Source organism: Pseudomonas sp. Fl5BN2 (genome assembly GCF_009908205.1).
Lineage (GTDB): Bacteria > Pseudomonadota > Gammaproteobacteria > Pseudomonadales > Pseudomonadaceae > Aquipseudomonas.
In genome coordinates this window covers 1-13,948 of the sequence record NZ_JAAARL010000013.1, presented here as the reverse complement: position 1 = coordinate 13,948, position 13,948 = coordinate 1, and the positions used below count along the sequence as shown (strand labels likewise).

Below are 13,948 nucleotides of genomic sequence, written 5' to 3'. Positions count from 1 at the left end.
ATCTGAATTCCGGGGACCCCGATGCCGCTGCAATCCTTGAACAGTCTGTCCGCCGTCGATCCCGTGCAATGGGATGGCTTGCTCAAGGACGGGCAACCCTTCGTGCGTCACGCTTTTCTCAGTGCCCTGGAAGACAGCGGCAGCCTCGGCCCTCGCTCCGGCTGGCAGGCCGAGCACCTGCTGCACGTGGAAGATGGCCGTCTGCTGGCGGCCCTGCCCAGCTACCGCAAGTGGCACTCCTATGGCGAATATGTGTTCGATCACGGTTGGGCAGAGGCTTGCGAGCGGGCCGGGATCGACTATTACCCCAAGTTGCTGACAGCGGTGCCCTTCAGTCCGGTAAGTGGTGCGCGGGTATTGGCGGCGACTCAGGCGGACGCGCTCGAACTGCTGAAAAGCCTGCCTGGCTACCTGGAAATCGAAGGTCTTTCCAGCGCCCATATCAACTTCACCGATGACTTCAGCGACCAGGCCCTGGCGCAGCAACCGGGGTGGTTGCAACGCTTGGGTTGCCAGTTCCATTGGCAGAATCGTGGCTACCGGGACTTTCAGGATTTCCTCGACGCCTTGAGCTCGCGCAAGCGCAAGCAGATGCGCAAGGAGCGCGAGCAGGTGGCGGGGCAGGGCTTTGATTTCCAGTGGTTCGAAGGCCATGAGCTGCAGGAGGCACAGTGGGATTTCGTCTACGCCTGCTACGCCAATACCTATGCGGTGCGGCGCCAGTCACCCTACCTGACCCGAACCTTCTTCAGCCTGCTGGCCGAACGCATGCCCGAGGCGATTCGCGTGGTCCTGGCCAAGCAGGGCGGGCGGCCGGTGGCGATGGCATTCAGTCTGTTGGGGGGAGACAGTTTCTATGGTCGTTATTGGGGCTGTCTGGCGGAGTTCGACCGCCTGCATTTCGAGACCTGCTTCTATCAGGGCATGGAGTATGCGATCGCCCAGGGACTGCAGCGTTTTGACGCAGGAGCCCAGGGCGAGCACAAGCTGATCCGCGGCTTCGAACCGGTGCTCACGCGGTCCTGGCACTACCTGCGCCACCCCGGGTTGAACGCCGCGGTGAAGGATTTCCTGCAGCAGGAGCGAGCGGGCGTCCAGGCCTATGCCGAAGAGGCGAAGAACGCCTTGCCCTATCGGCAGGCCTGATTCTCAGCTGTCTTCCTTGCCCAGCCAGCGATAGACCACGCCACCGATCACCGCGCCGAGGATCGGAGCCAGCCAGAACATCCACAGCTGCTGCAGGGCCCAGCCGCCGACAATCAACGCCGGGCCGGTGCTGCGGGCCGGGTTGACCGAAGTGTTGGTCACCGGGATCGAGATCAGGTGGATCAGGGTCAGGGCCAGGCCGATGGCGATTGGTGCCAGCCCTGCCGGGGCGCGCTTGTCGGTGGCGCCGAGAATGATCACCACGAACATCCCGGTCATCACCAGTTCACAGACAAACCCCGCAGCCATCGAATAGCCGCCGGGGGAGTGTTCGCCATAGCCGTTGGAGGCCAGCCCCGAAGCCAGTTCGAAGCCGGGCTTGCCGCTGGCGATGAAGTACAGCAGGGCTGCGGCGATCACTCCGCCGAGGACTTGCGCGACTACATAGGCGGGCAGCTCCCTGGCTGGAAAGCGTCCACCCACTACCAGCCCCACGGACACGGCGGGGTTCAAGTGGCAACCGGAAATATGGCCGATGGCGAAGGCCATGGTCAGCACTGTCAGGCCGAACGCCAGGGCGACTCCGAGCAAACCGATGCCGACGTTGGGGAATGCCGCTGCGAGCACGGCGCTGCCGCAACCGCCCAAGACCAGCCAGAACGTACCGAGCAACTCAGTGACAGAACGTTTGAACAAAGACATGGATGAGTCCTTGATAGGTCAACCTATCAACGCGATACCGCGGTTATGCATCCCTCGGGTCAACTACAGATTCCGCCCCGGAACCTAGGCTCAGTACAGCAGGCTTTTGGCGCAATTCCAGAGGCAGCAAAAAAAACGCCAGGGCTCCCTGGACCAGGAGCTCTGGCGTTTTTATCGCGGTATTTCGCTGGCACCGCTGCTTGCTAGTGACTGTCGCCGGCAGTGATCGAGGCGGCAGGACTTGCCCTGGCGCTTGGCGGTTTCTCTGCAGGACCGGAGCGCCGGGTTTTTCGGCCCCGGCGCCGCCTTGGGCAACAACTGCACGGCAGGTGCCGGATCAGTCGATGCCGACGAACCCCCCGGTCTGGTGCTGCCACAGTCGTGCGTACAGCCCGCCATGGGCCAGCAGTTCGGCGTGGGTGCCGGTCTCGGCAATGCGACCATGCTCAAGGACCACCAGGCGGTCCATGCGGGCGATGGTCGAGAGGCGGTGGGCAATGGCAATCACGGTCTTGCCCTGCATCAGGGTCTCCAGGCTTTCCTGGATCGCTGCTTCGACTTCTGAGTCCAGGGCCGAGGTGGCCTCGTCCATGATCAGGATCGGCGCGTCCTTGAGCAGCACCCGGGCAATGGCGATGCGCTGGCGCTGACCACCGGACAGCTTGACCCCGCGCTCGCCGACGTGGGCATCGAAGCCGGTGCGGCCCTCGGCGTCGGACAACTGCGGGATGAACTCGTCGGCGCGGGCCTTGCGCACGGCTTCCCAGAGCTCCTCGTCGCTGGCATCGGGCCGGCCGTAGAGCAGGTTGTCACGGATCGAGCGGTGCAGCAGCGAGGTGTCCTGGGTGATCATGCCGATGCGTTCGCGCAGGCTTTCCTGGCTCACTTCGGCGATGTTCTGGCCGTCGATCAGGATCTTCCCGCCCTGCAGGTCATAGAGCCGCAGCAGCAGGTTGACCAGGGTCGACTTGCCGGCCCCGGACGGGCCGATCAGGCCGATCTTCTCCCCGGGACGGATGTCCAGGTTGAGGTCGCTGATGACCTTGTTGGCCTGGCCATAGTGGAACTCAACGTGCTCGAAACGCACGCCGCCCTCGCTCACCGTAAGCTTCGGCGCTTGCTCGCGGTCGGTGAGTTGCAGCGGCTGGGCGATGGTCTTCAGGCCATCCTCGACCATGCCGATGTTTTCGAAGATGCCGTTGATCACCCACATGATCCAGCCGGACATGTTGACGATGCGGATCACCAGGCCGGTGGCCAGGGCGATGGCGCCGGCACTGATCAGCGACTGGCTCCACAGCCACAGGGCCAGGCCGGTGGTGCTGACGATCAGCAGACCGTTGAGGCTGGTGATGGTCACGTCCATGGCGGTGACCACCCGGCCTGCCAGCTGGCTTTTCTCGGTCTGCTCGGCGATGGCTTCGCGGGCGTAGCTCTGTTCGAAATGGGTGTGGGCGAAGAGCTTCAGGGTGGTGATGTTGGTGTAGCCGTCGACGATCCGGCCCATGAGCTTGGAACGGGCGTCGGAGGCGTCCACCGAGCGCTTCTGGATACGCGGGACAAAAAAGCGCATGGCGCCGATGAAGCCGGCGATCCAGAGGAGCAGGGGGATCATCAGGCGCCAGTCGGCATCGGCGAACAGGATCAGCGAGCCGATGGCGTAGATGGTCACGTGCCACAGGGCGTCGATCACCTGTACCGAGGAATCCTGCAGCGAGTAACCGGTCTGCATGATGCGCTGGGCGATGCGCCCGGCGAAGTCGTTCTGGAAGAAATTCAGGCTCTGGCGCAGCACGTAGCTGTGGTTCTGCCAGCGGATCAGGCTGGTCATGCCGGGGTTGATGGTCTGGTGCATCAGCAGGTCGTGCAGGCCCACCATCAGTGGCCGGAACAGCAATGCCACCACGGCCATCCACGCCAGTTCCAGGCCGTGCTCGCTGAACACCTGGGCGTTGGGCGTGCCTTGGGCCAGGTCGATGATGGTGCTCAGGTAACTGAACAGCGACACCTCGATCAGGGCCACGAACAGGCCCACCACCAACAAGGCGACGAAGCTCGGCCAGACTTGCTTGATGTAGTGGAGGTAGAAGGGCAGTACCCGATTGGGCGGGGTGGCGCTGGGGGCGTCGCGGAAGATGTCGATCAGTTGTTCAAAACGACGATAGAGCATGGGGGCTGCAGCCCGTGGTACGGGCTCTCCTGTTCAGAAAACGGACGGGGCGCCGGGTAGGCGCCGCCGCCGGGACAGGCCGCTGGATTCAGTCGATGCGCTTGGCCGACTTGATCAGCACCGGGTCGATCGGCACGTTCTGCATGCCTTGCTTGGTGGTGGTCTGGGAATTGACGATCTGGTCCACCACGTCCATGCCGCTCACTACCTTGGCGAACACCGCGTAGCCGGCATCGCGGCCCGGGTCGAGGAAGGCGTTGTCGGCGACGTTGATGAAGAACTGGCTGGTGGCCGAGTTGGGGTTCGAGGTACGGGCCATGGACAGGGTGCCGCGCACGTTATGCAGGCCGTTGGACGCTTCGTTCTTGATCGGGTCGCGGGTGTCCTTCTGCGTCATCTGCGCGGTGAAACCACCACCCTGGACCATGAACCCCGGGATCACCCGATGGAAGATGGTGTTGGTGTAGAAGCCGCTGTCGACGTAGTCGAGGAAGTTCTTGCTGGAGATCGGTGCCTTGACCGGATCCAGTTCCACTTCGATCTTGCCGAAGCTGGTGTCCAGCAGGACGTGAGGCGCCTTGGCCGGTTGTGCGGCCATCAGGTTGGCAGCGAACAGCACGGAGCCGGCGACGAGGGCGATTTTTTTCAGCATGGGTCAGTGATCCTGGGTGGTGGTGTCGACTGTGGTTATGAATTCGAGCAGGGTTTGGTTGAAGCGCTGCGGCTGGTCCAGTGGCGTGGCGTGTCGGGAATCCTCGATCACCACCAGCCGTGCGTCCGGCAACAGTTTTACGTAAGCCTCTTTGACCGCCACTGGCGTGTAGTCGCGGTCGGCGCTGACCACCAGGGTTGGACAGGTGATACGGCCCAGACGTTCCTGAACCCCCCAGCCAACGATGGCGTCGAAGCTGGCGAGATAAGCACGTTTGTCGTTTTTTGCCCAGCGTTCGGTCATCTTCTGCCGCAGCTCTGCCTGCTCCGGCTTGGGAAACAGCCGGTCGCCCAGGGCCTTGCCAATGGTGGCCAGGCTGAGCAGGCGGGTCAGGCTCCAGCGCTTGAACCACTGCCAGTAGTCATTGGCACTGCGTACCTTGACCTCGGGCGCGCTGTTGACGATGCACAGGCTTTTCAGCAACTGCGGCTGATCCACCGCCAGCTGGAAGCCGATCATGCCGCCCATGGACAGCCCGACAAAATGCGCGGGCCCAAGGTTCAGGTGTTCGATCAAGGCTATCAGGTCGGCGCTGAAGCCCTTGATGCTATAGCGCTCCCGGGGCTTGTCGGAGCGGCCGTGGCCACGAATGTCCGGGATGATCAGCCGATATCGCAGCGCCAGCTCGGGGATCTGTTTCTCCCAGTCCAGGGCGCTCGAGCCCAGGCCGTGAACCAGCAGCAGGGGGTCCCCCCGGCCATATTCCTCGTAGTGCAAAGTGCAACCTTCATGCTCGAAATACGCCATGGCAGAACTCCTGTTCTGGTGGTTGGGAAATCAGGCTTGCTCGGGGGCGGCAAAGGGCGCATCCAGGGGCGCGGTGTCGAAGGTGCGCAGCAGTTCCACGAGGATCTGCGTCGCCGGGCCCAGGGGTTTGTCCTTGTTGGAATAGAGGAAGAAAGTCGGGTGGCGACTGCCGCCCTGGTCCAGGGGCAGTACCTTGAGCAGGCCTTCGCGCAACTCCCGCTCGATCAGGTGCCGCGGCAGCCAGGCGAAGCCCAGGCCGCTGCTGACGAAGCTGGCGGCGGTGGCCAGGCTGCCGACGGTCCAGCGTTGTTCGGCGCCGAGCCAGCCGACGTCGCGCGGCTGCTGGCGACCGGAGTCGCGGATCACCACTTGCAGCTGGCTTTCCAGGTCCTGGAAATGCAGTTCCCGCTGCAGGCGGTGCAGGGCGTGTTCGGGGTGAGCCACGGCGACGAACTCCACCGCACTCATCTCGGTGCCCAGGTAGCCGGGAATGTTGAAACCACTGATGGCCAGGTCGGCGACGCCTTCGAGCAGCACTTCCTCGACCCCGGACAACACTTCTTCGCGCAGGCGTACGCGGCAGCCACGGCTTTGCGGCATGAAAGCGGTCAGGGCCCGCACCAGGCGCGCGTTGGGGTAGGCGGCGTCCACTACCAGGCGCACTTCGGCTTCCCAGCCTTGCTCCATATGGTGGGCCAGGTCTTCCAGCTGGCTGGCCTGCTTGACCAGTTGCCGGGAGCGGCGCAGCAACACGCCGCCGGCCTCGGTGAGCACGGCCTTGCGGCCGTCGATACGCAGCAGCGGCACGCCGAGCTGGTCCTGCATGCGCGCCACGGTGTAGCTGACCGAGGATTGCGAGCGGTGCAGGGCTTCAGCGGCCTGGGCGAAGCCGCCGTGGTCGACCACGGCCTGCAAGGTGCGCCATTGATCCAGGGTCACGCGGGGCGCTTTCATGAGGGGCTCCTCTTGTCCTAAGCTGGCGCTCCTTATTGGAGACTGCCGAATGAGAAAGTTCTGTTGTGTGTTGCTGGCTCTGTTGCCCTTGAGCGCCTGGGCCTATCCCATCGATGTCGAGAAACAGCTCAACGGCACGAGCATCGACTACACCGCCTACGACACCGATGAGGATATCGGCTCCATTCAACTGAACAACTTCGGCAACACCGACGCGGTGTGTTCGGTAGTGTTTCGCAACGGCCCCGAGGCGCCACGCACGCGCAAGGTGGAAGTCGCCGCGGGCAAGAGCAAGAACGTCACCGCCAAGTTCAATCGCAAGATCATCAGGTTGCGCCTGGAGTTGAGCTGCCAGGCCAAATGATCGAAGCTGGGCCGGCGCGGCGTATTACGGTGGAACTGGCTCAGCTTATAAACGAATTTATTGATTGGTTATAGCAGTTATTTGCGCTTTTTCATCGATATCACTCTGTTTAATCTGCGCTCCATCGACTTACGCATACCCCGATGGAGGCTTCAGCCCATGTCCCGCGTCCTGATCATTGAAAGCAGCGCCCGTCAGCAAGATTCCGTTTCCCGCCAGTTGACCCAGACCTTTACCCAGCAATGGCAAGCCGCTCACCCTGGCGACTCGATCACCGTCCGTGACCTGGCCCGCAACCCGGTGCCGCACCTGGACGCCAACCTGCTGGGGGGCTGGATGAAGCCCGCCGAGCAGCGCAACGCCGCCGAGCAGGATTCCCTGCAGCGCTCCAACGAGCTGACCGAAGAGCTGCTGGCCGCCGACGTGCTGGTGATGGCCGCGCCGATGTACAACTTCGCCATTCCCAGCACCCTGAAAGCCTGGCTCGACCACGTGCTGCGCGCCGGGGTGACCTTCAAGTACACCGATACGGGCCCGCAAGGCCTGCTCACTGGCAAGCGCGCCTACGTGCTCACTGCCCGGGGCGGCATCTACGCTGGCAGCGCCGCGGACCATCAGGAACCCTACCTGCGCCAGGTGATGGGCTTTATCGGCATCCATGACGTCGAGTTCATCCATGCCGAGGGCATGAACCTGGGGGGCGACTTTCACGAGAAGGGCCTGAATCAGGCCAACGCCAAGCTGTCCCAGGTCGCCTGAGCCGCGAGGCGACCGTCTGGCGGGCAAGCGCTGCCGTTAATCTCCAGATAATCGCCCAGTGTTCAAGTAACGCCTGCGCACCCCCTTCAAGCCGGTTCGCGCATCGAACCTCCCTTTGCACTGGTTGCTCCTTCAGTGTCCCCGCCCGATTGCACGCCTAGCGAGATCGGGCTTTTTTTTGCCCGGGATTTCATCTCCTGGGGCAAAACCGCTATCGTCGCCGCCATTCAAGATGAGGCGAACATGGGCTATCTACTTTTTGTCACGCTGATCCAGGCGTTTTCCTTCAGCCTGATCGGCGAATACCTGGCCGGGCACGTCGACAGTTACTTCGCCGTATTGGTGCGGGTGCTGTTGGCCGGGCTGGTGTTCATTCCGCTGACCCGCTGGCGCCGAGTGGAACCGGCGTTCATGCGCGGCATGTTGCTGATCGGCGCCCTGCAGTTCGGTATCACCTACGTCTGCCTGTACCTGAGCTTTCGGGTGCTGACGGTGCCGGAGGTGCTGCTGTTCACCATTCTCACGCCGTTGCACGTGACCCTGATCGAAGATGCCCTGAACCGGCGTTTCAATCCCTGGGGCTTGCTGGCCGCGTTGGTGGCGGTGGCAGGGGCGGCGGTGATTCGTTATGACCGCATCAGCCCAGACTTCTTTATGGGTTTTTTGCTACTGCAATTGGCCAACTTCACCTATGCCGCCGGGCAGGTGCTGTACAGGCATCTGGTGGCGCGGCACCCCAGCGACCTGCCGCATTATCGGCGTTTTGGCTACTTCTACCTGGGGGCGTTGCTGGTGGTATTGCCGGCGTTCCTGCTGTTCGGCAAGGCCAACTTCCTTCCGCAAGCCCCCCTGCAATGGGGTGTACTGCTGTTTCTCGGGCTAGTGTCCACGGCCTTGGGTCTGTACTGGTGGAACAAGGGCGCCTGCTTGGTGAGCGGCGCGACCCTGGCAGTGATGAACAACCTGCATGTGCCGGTGGGGCTGCTGATCAACCTGCTGATCTGGAACCAGCATGAAGCGCTGGGGCGGCTGTTGCTGGGCGGCTTGGTCATTCTGGGGGCGGTGTGGATCAGCCGCCAGGATCGGCGGTCGGCGGGAGCCTTGGGGTAGAGGTCGGCGGACTCCCGCACACACCGTTCACCGGGATTGCCGTGTAGCGGCTGCACGACGTTACCAAACGCCTCAGCGTGGCCAATCAACCAGGACTCACCGATTCTCGACAATCGGCGAGTCCTTTTTTTTGCGGTTTTTTTCTGCTTTGGCAACAAGCAGTTAGAGGATGTCGAGGGGCTGCCCGGAAGTCGGAGCGATTGGCAGGGAATGCTTGGCCGCAAAGTTGCATTCATCTGTATATACAAGTCTATGTGATAGCCGTGGCGAGCCCAGGCGACTTCAAGGTTCAGCCTCATGCAGCAGGGAGAGCGAGTGGTGATGAGAAAGCAGATATTTCCAGGCTGGTATGTGGTGTTCGCGACCCACGTCCTGTTGACCTTGATCTTTGGCGCCGCCTACTCCTTTGGCGCGTTTTTCTCCCACATCCAGACCAACTTCGAGGTCGGGCGTTTTTCCGTGGCCTCGGTGTTCTCACTGACCGCATTCATCTATTACACCGTCGGAGTCTTTGCCGGTGCCCTGGCCGATCGCATATCGACCCGGCGGGTGGTGGGCGCCGGCATCCTCTCGTTGGCGCTGGGTTTTTTCATCAGTAGCCAGGCCGGCGGATCGTTGTGGTTGTTCCTGCTGAGTTTTTGCGTGCTGGTGGGGCTCGGGGTTGGACTGGTGTATGTGCCGAGCGTGACCGCGGTGCAGCGCTGGTTCGTCAGGAACCGCAGCCAGGCTTCGGGCATCGCCCTGGCCGGAACCGGGGTCGGGACATTTATCGGACCCTTGGCCGCGGGGCTGCTGATGGAGCACTTTTCCTGGGAAACCACGCTGCAGATCTTTGCTGCGGTGATATTCGTCGTCGGTCTTGGCGGGGCCTGGCTGGTCAAGGGGCAGCCGCAGGCGCAAACGCAGGCACCTCTGGCGTGTCGTCAGGAAACGCCACCGGCCGCCACTGGCATGGGTTTGGCGCAAGCGCTGTGCACGGGACGTTTCTGGTGGTACTTCGTGGCGATTTTCTGCGGCTCGGTCGGCCTGTTTGTGGCGGTCGTCCACATCAATCCCTACGCTCGGGAGGCTGGACTTGCGGTTTCCGAGGCCAACTTGCTGATTGGGTTGATTGGTGTCGGCAATGTTGCCGGGCGCCTGTTCCTCGGCAGTCTGGGTGACCGCATCGGTTCCCTGCGTCTACTGGTGGCGCTGACGTTCGTCCTGGTGCTGCTCAATCTCTTTTGGCTCGGCGCCGATGGGTTCGCTGCGTTGGCGCTGTTCGCCTTGTGCTTCGGCCTGGTCAACGGCGGTTGCATCTCTCTCTACCCATCGCTGGCCGCCGATTGGTTCGGCACCGCCAACCTGGGGGCGATCCTGGGGGCGTTGTACCTTTCAGTGGGGGGCGCGGCGCTGATTGGCGGGAGCATTGCCGGGTTGCTGTTTGACCTTTACCAAAGCTACGCCGCCTCGATCATGCTGGGGGCGCTGTGCGCAGTGCTGTCGGTGCTGTGCATCCTGATGGCCGCGCGCCCACTGCCCGAGGTTGCGGTTGCCGCGTCGGTGACAGAGGCGTGACTTGAGGCAGCAGCGCCTCGGGTTCTGCGTCCGTATCCGGTCAGCGTCTGCTGACGGACCAGGCGCGAGGCGCCAAGGCGCCCCTGCCGGGCCGTGTGGATGGCAAGACTGGCTCAGAGCGCGTGCTTTTCCACCTGCGGAATATGGCTGGCGCCGAGCACGGCTGGCAGGATCCCGGCCCGCAGGTCGGTGCCGCTGGGCTGCTGGTAGAGGTTCAGGCCGAACTCCGGCATCACCGCCAGCAGGTAATCGAAGATGTCGCCCTGGATCCGTTCGTAATCCACCCACGCGGTGGTGCGGGTAAAGCAGTAGATCTCCAGCGGGATGCCCTGGGCCGTGGTCTGCATCTGGCGCACCATGCAGGTCATGTTCGGCTGGATCTCCGGATGGCTCTTCAAGTACGCCAGGGCATAGGCGCGGAATGTACCGATGTTGGTCATGCGCCGGCGATTGGCCGACAGCGCCGCGACGTTGCCCTGGGCTTCGTTCCAGCTTTTCAGCTCGGCCTGCTTGCGGCCGATGTAGTCGGTCAGCAGGCGCACCTTGCTCAGGCGTACTTCTTCGTCGTCATGCAAAAAACGCACGCCGCTGGCATCGATGTACAGGCTGCGCTTGATCCGCCGCCCGCCGGACTGCTGCATACCGCGCCAGTTCTTGAACGATTCGCTCATCAGGCGCCAGGTGGGGATCGAGACGATGGTCTTGTCGAAGTTCTGCACCTTGACCGTGTGCAGGGTGATGTCCACCACGTCGCCATCGGCGCCGACCTGGGGCATCTCGATCCAGTCGCCGACCCGCAGCATGTCGTTGCTGGTCAGTTGCACGCTGGCGACGAAGGACAGCAGGGTGTCCTTGTAGACCAACAGGATCACCGCCGACATGGCGCCTAGCCCGGACAGCAGCAACAGCGGCGAGCGGTCGATCAGGGTGGCGACAATGATGATCGCGCCAAACACGTACAGCACCATCTTCGCCAGTTGCACGTAGCCCTTGATCGAGCGGGTGCGGGCGTGCTCGGTGCGCGCGTAGATGTCCAGCAGGGCATTGAGCAGGGCGCTCAGGGCCAGGAGCTGGAACAGGATAGTGAAGGCCATGGCCAGGTTGCCGAGGAACAGCATGCTGGTCTTGCTTAACTCCGGCACCAGGTGCAGGCCGAACTGGATCACCAGGGACGGGGTCATCTGCGCCAGGCGGTGGAACACCTTGTTGTGGCGCAGGTCATTGAGCCAGTGCAGGGCCGGCTGGCGCCCCAGCAGCCTGACGGCGTGGAGGATGATGTAGCGTGCCACCCGTCCGAGTACCAGGGCGACCACCAGCAGCAGGGTCAGGCCGATGCCGGCATGCAGGAGAGGGTGTTGATCGAGTGCTCCCCAGAGATCCTGGGTATTGAGCCAGAGCTGTTTGAAATCCATGGGCTAAATCGATTCTTCTATATGGCACAAGGGATGGATTAGAGCATTTAACCCCAGCAAAGTTACGGTCAAGGACAAATCGGTTAACAAAAAACCAATTCTTTACGACCGTTTGCACAAAGAAACTCGGCCTTCGCGCTCGAAACCGTTACCCTATGCAGCTGTTTTTTTGCATATCTTCGAGGTAGCACCCGTGTTTTCCCAATTCGCCCTGCACGAACGCCTGCTCAAAGCCGTGGCCGAGCTTAAATTTGTCGAGCCGACGCCGGTGCAGGCAGCGGCTATTCCGCTCGCGCTACAAGGGCGTGACCTGCGGGTGACGGCACAGACTGGCAGCGGCAAGACCGCGGCCTTCATCCTGCCGATTCTCCATCGTCTGATCGGCCCGGCGAAGGTCCGCGTCAGCATCAAGACCCTGATCCTGCTGCCGACCCGGGAACTGGCCCAGCAGACCTTGAAGGAAGTCGAGCGCTTCTCGCAGTTCACTTTCATCAAGTCCGGCCTGATCACCGGCGGTGAAGACTTCAAGGTCCAGGCCGCCATGCTGCGCAAGGTCCCGGACATCCTCATCGGCACCCCGGGCCGCATGCTCGAGCAACTCAACGCTGGCAACCTCGACCTCAAGGAAGTCGAAGTGCTGGTGCTCGACGAAGCCGACCGCATGCTTGACATGGGCTTTGCCGAAGACGTGCAGCGCCTGGTGGACGAATGCCCGAACCGCCAGCAGACCATGCTGTTCTCCGCCACCACCGGTGGCTCCGGCTTGCGCGAGATGGTCGCCAAGGTCCTCAACAACCCTGAGCACCTGCAACTCAACAGCGTCAGCCAGCTGAACGAAACCACCCGTCAGCAGATCATCACCGCCGACCATAACCAGCACAAAGAACAGATCGTCAATTGGCTGCTGGCCAATGAGACCTACCAGAAGGCCATCGTCTTCACCAACACCCGGGCCATGGCCGACCGCATCTACGGCCGCCTGGTGGCCCAGGACTACAAGGCGTTCGTGCTGCACGGTGAAAAGGACCAGAAGGACCGCAAGCTGGCCATCGACCGCCTGAAGCAGGGCGGGGTGAAGATCCTCGTGGCCACCGACGTGGCCGCCCGTGGCCTGGACGTTGACGGCCTGGACCTGGTGATCAACTTCGACATGCCGCGCAGCGGCGATGAGTACGTGCACCGCATCGGTCGTACCGGCCGTGCCGGCAATGACGGCCTGGCCATCTCGCTGATCTGCCACGGCGACTGGAACCTGATGTCGAGCATCGAGCGCTACCTCAAGCAGAGCTTCGAGCGCCGTACCATCAAGGAAGTCAAAGGCACCTACAGTGGCCCGAAAAAGGTCAAGGCGTCCGGCAAGGCCGTTGGCGTGAAGAAGAAAAAGACCGACGCCAAGGGCGACAAGAAAAAGTCCGTGGCCAAGACACCGACCAAGCGCAAGAGCGCCAACCGGCCGAAAAGCGACAGCCTGGTCAGCCAGGATGGTATGGCGCCGCTCAAGCGCCGCAAGCCAGAGGCGCCGGCGGCTGAATAAGCCTGCAGCCTGATGCGAACAAAAAGCCCGGACTTGCTCCGGGCTTTTTTATGGCTTGTGCGTGCCGCAGACCGCGCCGGTTGTGCCTGATGAACACTGGTTGGGCGTTACGTCTTGAACCCGCTCAGTGGAAATAGACGATGAGTGACTATTTTGATCAGGCGTTGCGTGAGGACTTGAAGGCGCTTGTCGCCGCCGGGCGGCTCAGGCTTTCTCTGGATGTCGATCATTGCTTCAGCCTGATGAAAGCCCTGTTGCCTATCAGGAACCTGCGTCCTGATTGGCAGCAGATGCCATTCCTGGTGACCGGAGTGGCTGAGCGTCGACAGGACAGGACTGAGGTGTTCAGCGCTTTTTTCGAACGCATGGTGCATGAGTTTCGCTTGAGCGCAGAGGCGCTCTACGTCGGCGACAGTTGCACTGACATCGCGGTGCTGGCCGATCAACAGTCCGCTACCAAGAAACCTTTCCTAAAGATTCAGAAACGTCTGATGTGTCGGTTACCGGAGCAAATCTAGTATCGGCACCCACTACAGGGCCCGGATTCTGGGGGTACGACAGTTTTTCGGGGTGTGCAGCGTTTATTTGACGTCAGTATGGTGGCACATTAACATCGCCCGCCTTGTCTTGACCCTTGCTGCCCTTTCGAAGGACCGAATATGTCTCTCTCCACCCTCGGGATGAGGTTGTGTCAGGTATTGTCTTGCCTGTTGTGCTTGAGCATTGTGCCAAGCAGCATCCTTGCCGCCCCTTTTAATAATCCCGGTGATCAGGAGTTGAT

Annotated in this window: 13 protein-coding genes; 7 read left to right on the top strand and 6 right to left on the bottom strand. The window is 62.1% G+C overall.

Features of this window, described 5'->3' with window-relative positions; translation table 11 throughout:
• Window positions 1-21 precede the first annotated feature (21 nt).
• A complete protein-coding gene (locus tag GV819_RS18830; protein ID WP_161757556.1) occupies window positions 22-1,146 on the top strand; it encodes a GNAT family N-acetyltransferase in 1,125 nt (374 codons plus the stop codon).
• A 3-nt stretch (window positions 1,147-1,149) separates the two neighbouring features.
• Here the strand turns inward: GV819_RS18830 and aqpZ are convergent, their stop codons facing one another.
• The 5 genes from aqpZ to GV819_RS18805 form a co-directional block, all read right to left on the bottom strand.
• Window positions 1,150-1,848 carry an aquaporin Z gene (aqpZ, locus tag GV819_RS18825; RefSeq protein WP_161757555.1) on the bottom strand — a complete coding sequence of 233 codons (699 nt, stop codon included), beginning with the start codon at window positions 1,846-1,848 and terminating at the stop codon, window positions 1,150-1,152.
• A 337-nt stretch (window positions 1,849-2,185) separates the two neighbouring features.
• The gene (locus GV819_RS18820; RefSeq protein ID WP_161757554.1) at window positions 2,186-4,018 is read right to left on the bottom strand and encodes an ABC transporter ATP-binding protein; all 1,833 of its coding nucleotides are present in this window, start codon (window positions 4,016-4,018) and stop codon (window positions 2,186-2,188) included.
• Window positions 4,019-4,106: 88 nt separating this feature from the next.
• Window positions 4,107-4,670, bottom strand: coding sequence for a peptidylprolyl isomerase (locus GV819_RS18815; RefSeq protein ID WP_161757553.1), 564 nt, complete (start codon window positions 4,668-4,670; stop codon window positions 4,107-4,109).
• 3 nt (window positions 4,671-4,673) lie between these two features.
• The gene (locus GV819_RS18810; RefSeq protein WP_161757552.1) at window positions 4,674-5,477 is read right to left on the bottom strand and encodes an alpha/beta fold hydrolase; all 804 of its coding nucleotides are present in this window, start codon (window positions 5,475-5,477) and stop codon (window positions 4,674-4,676) included.
• A gap of 30 nt (window positions 5,478-5,507) precedes the next feature.
• Window positions 5,508-6,431 (bottom strand): LysR family transcriptional regulator, encoded by a 924-nt coding sequence (locus GV819_RS18805; protein WP_161757551.1) that lies wholly within the window; start codon window positions 6,429-6,431, stop codon window positions 5,508-5,510.
• A gap of 49 nt (window positions 6,432-6,480) precedes the next feature.
• Here GV819_RS18805 and GV819_RS18800 point away from each other — a divergent pair, with 49 nt between their 5' ends.
• The 4 genes from GV819_RS18800 to GV819_RS18785 all read left to right on the top strand — a co-directional run bounded on the left by GV819_RS18800 (window position 6,481) and on the right by GV819_RS18785 (window position 10,221).
• Complete coding sequence (locus GV819_RS18800) at window positions 6,481-6,795, top strand: 3-phosphoglycerate kinase (protein ID WP_161757550.1); 315 nt, start codon at window positions 6,481-6,483, stop codon at window positions 6,793-6,795.
• A 159-nt stretch (window positions 6,796-6,954) separates the two neighbouring features.
• Entirely contained in the window at window positions 6,955-7,554 is a 600-nt protein-coding gene (locus GV819_RS18795) for an FMN-dependent NADH-azoreductase (protein ID WP_161757549.1), read from the top strand.
• A gap of 243 nt (window positions 7,555-7,797) precedes the next feature.
• Window positions 7,798-8,664 carry a carboxylate/amino acid/amine transporter gene (locus tag GV819_RS18790; RefSeq protein ID WP_161757548.1) on the top strand — a complete coding sequence of 289 codons (867 nt, stop codon included), beginning with the start codon at window positions 7,798-7,800 and terminating at the stop codon, window positions 8,662-8,664.
• A gap of 321 nt (window positions 8,665-8,985) precedes the next feature.
• Window positions 8,986-10,221, top strand: coding sequence for an MFS transporter (locus GV819_RS18785; protein ID WP_218579766.1), 1,236 nt, complete (start codon window positions 8,986-8,988; stop codon window positions 10,219-10,221).
• A 113-nt stretch (window positions 10,222-10,334) separates the two neighbouring features.
• Here the strand turns inward: GV819_RS18785 and GV819_RS18780 are convergent, their stop codons facing one another.
• Window positions 10,335-11,633, bottom strand: a complete 1,299-nt coding sequence (locus tag GV819_RS18780; protein WP_161757547.1) for a mechanosensitive ion channel family protein — start codon at window positions 11,631-11,633, stop codon at window positions 10,335-10,337.
• Between the two features lie 193 nt (window positions 11,634-11,826).
• On the opposite strand from GV819_RS18780, the gene GV819_RS18775 reads away from it, so the two are divergent.
• Together GV819_RS18775 and GV819_RS18770 are read left to right on the top strand one after the other, a co-directional pair.
• Window positions 11,827-13,167, top strand: coding sequence for a DEAD/DEAH box helicase (locus tag GV819_RS18775; RefSeq protein WP_161757546.1), 1,341 nt, complete (start codon window positions 11,827-11,829; stop codon window positions 13,165-13,167).
• 140 nt (window positions 13,168-13,307) lie between these two features.
• Window positions 13,308-13,685 carry a hypothetical protein gene (locus GV819_RS18770; protein WP_161757545.1) on the top strand — a complete coding sequence of 126 codons (378 nt, stop codon included), beginning with the start codon at window positions 13,308-13,310 and terminating at the stop codon, window positions 13,683-13,685.
• Window positions 13,686-13,948: the final 263 nt, after the last annotated feature.

Bases quoted from the DNA above. Each gene is read 5' to 3' on its own strand.
- aqpZ (WP_161757555.1), bottom strand. From the start codon at position 1,848: ATGTCTTTGTTCAAACGTTCTGTCACTGAGTTGCTCGGTACGTTCTGG.
- GV819_RS18820 (WP_161757554.1), bottom strand. From the start codon at position 4,018: ATGCTCTATCGTCGTTTTGAACAACTGATCGACATCTTCCGCGACGCC.
- GV819_RS18810 (WP_161757552.1), bottom strand. From the start codon at position 5,477: ATGGCGTATTTCGAGCATGAAGGTTGCACTTTGCACTACGAGGAATAT.
- GV819_RS18815 (WP_161757553.1), bottom strand. From the start codon at position 4,670: ATGCTGAAAAAAATCGCCCTCGTCGCCGGCTCCGTGCTGTTCGCTGCC.
- GV819_RS18800 (WP_161757550.1), top strand. From the start codon at position 6,481: ATGAGAAAGTTCTGTTGTGTGTTGCTGGCTCTGTTGCCCTTGAGCGCC.
- GV819_RS18790 (WP_161757548.1), top strand. From the start codon at position 7,798: ATGGGCTATCTACTTTTTGTCACGCTGATCCAGGCGTTTTCCTTCAGC.
- GV819_RS18805 (WP_161757551.1), bottom strand. From the start codon at position 6,431: ATGAAAGCGCCCCGCGTGACCCTGGATCAATGGCGCACCTTGCAGGCC.
- GV819_RS18780 (WP_161757547.1), bottom strand. From the start codon at position 11,633: ATGGATTTCAAACAGCTCTGGCTCAATACCCAGGATCTCTGGGGAGCA.
- GV819_RS18830 (WP_161757556.1), top strand. From the start codon at position 22: ATGCCGCTGCAATCCTTGAACAGTCTGTCCGCCGTCGATCCCGTGCAA.
- GV819_RS18770 (WP_161757545.1), top strand. From the start codon at position 13,308: ATGAGTGACTATTTTGATCAGGCGTTGCGTGAGGACTTGAAGGCGCTT.
- GV819_RS18795 (WP_161757549.1), top strand. From the start codon at position 6,955: ATGTCCCGCGTCCTGATCATTGAAAGCAGCGCCCGTCAGCAAGATTCC.
- GV819_RS18785 (WP_218579766.1), top strand. From the start codon at position 8,986: ATGAGAAAGCAGATATTTCCAGGCTGGTATGTGGTGTTCGCGACCCAC.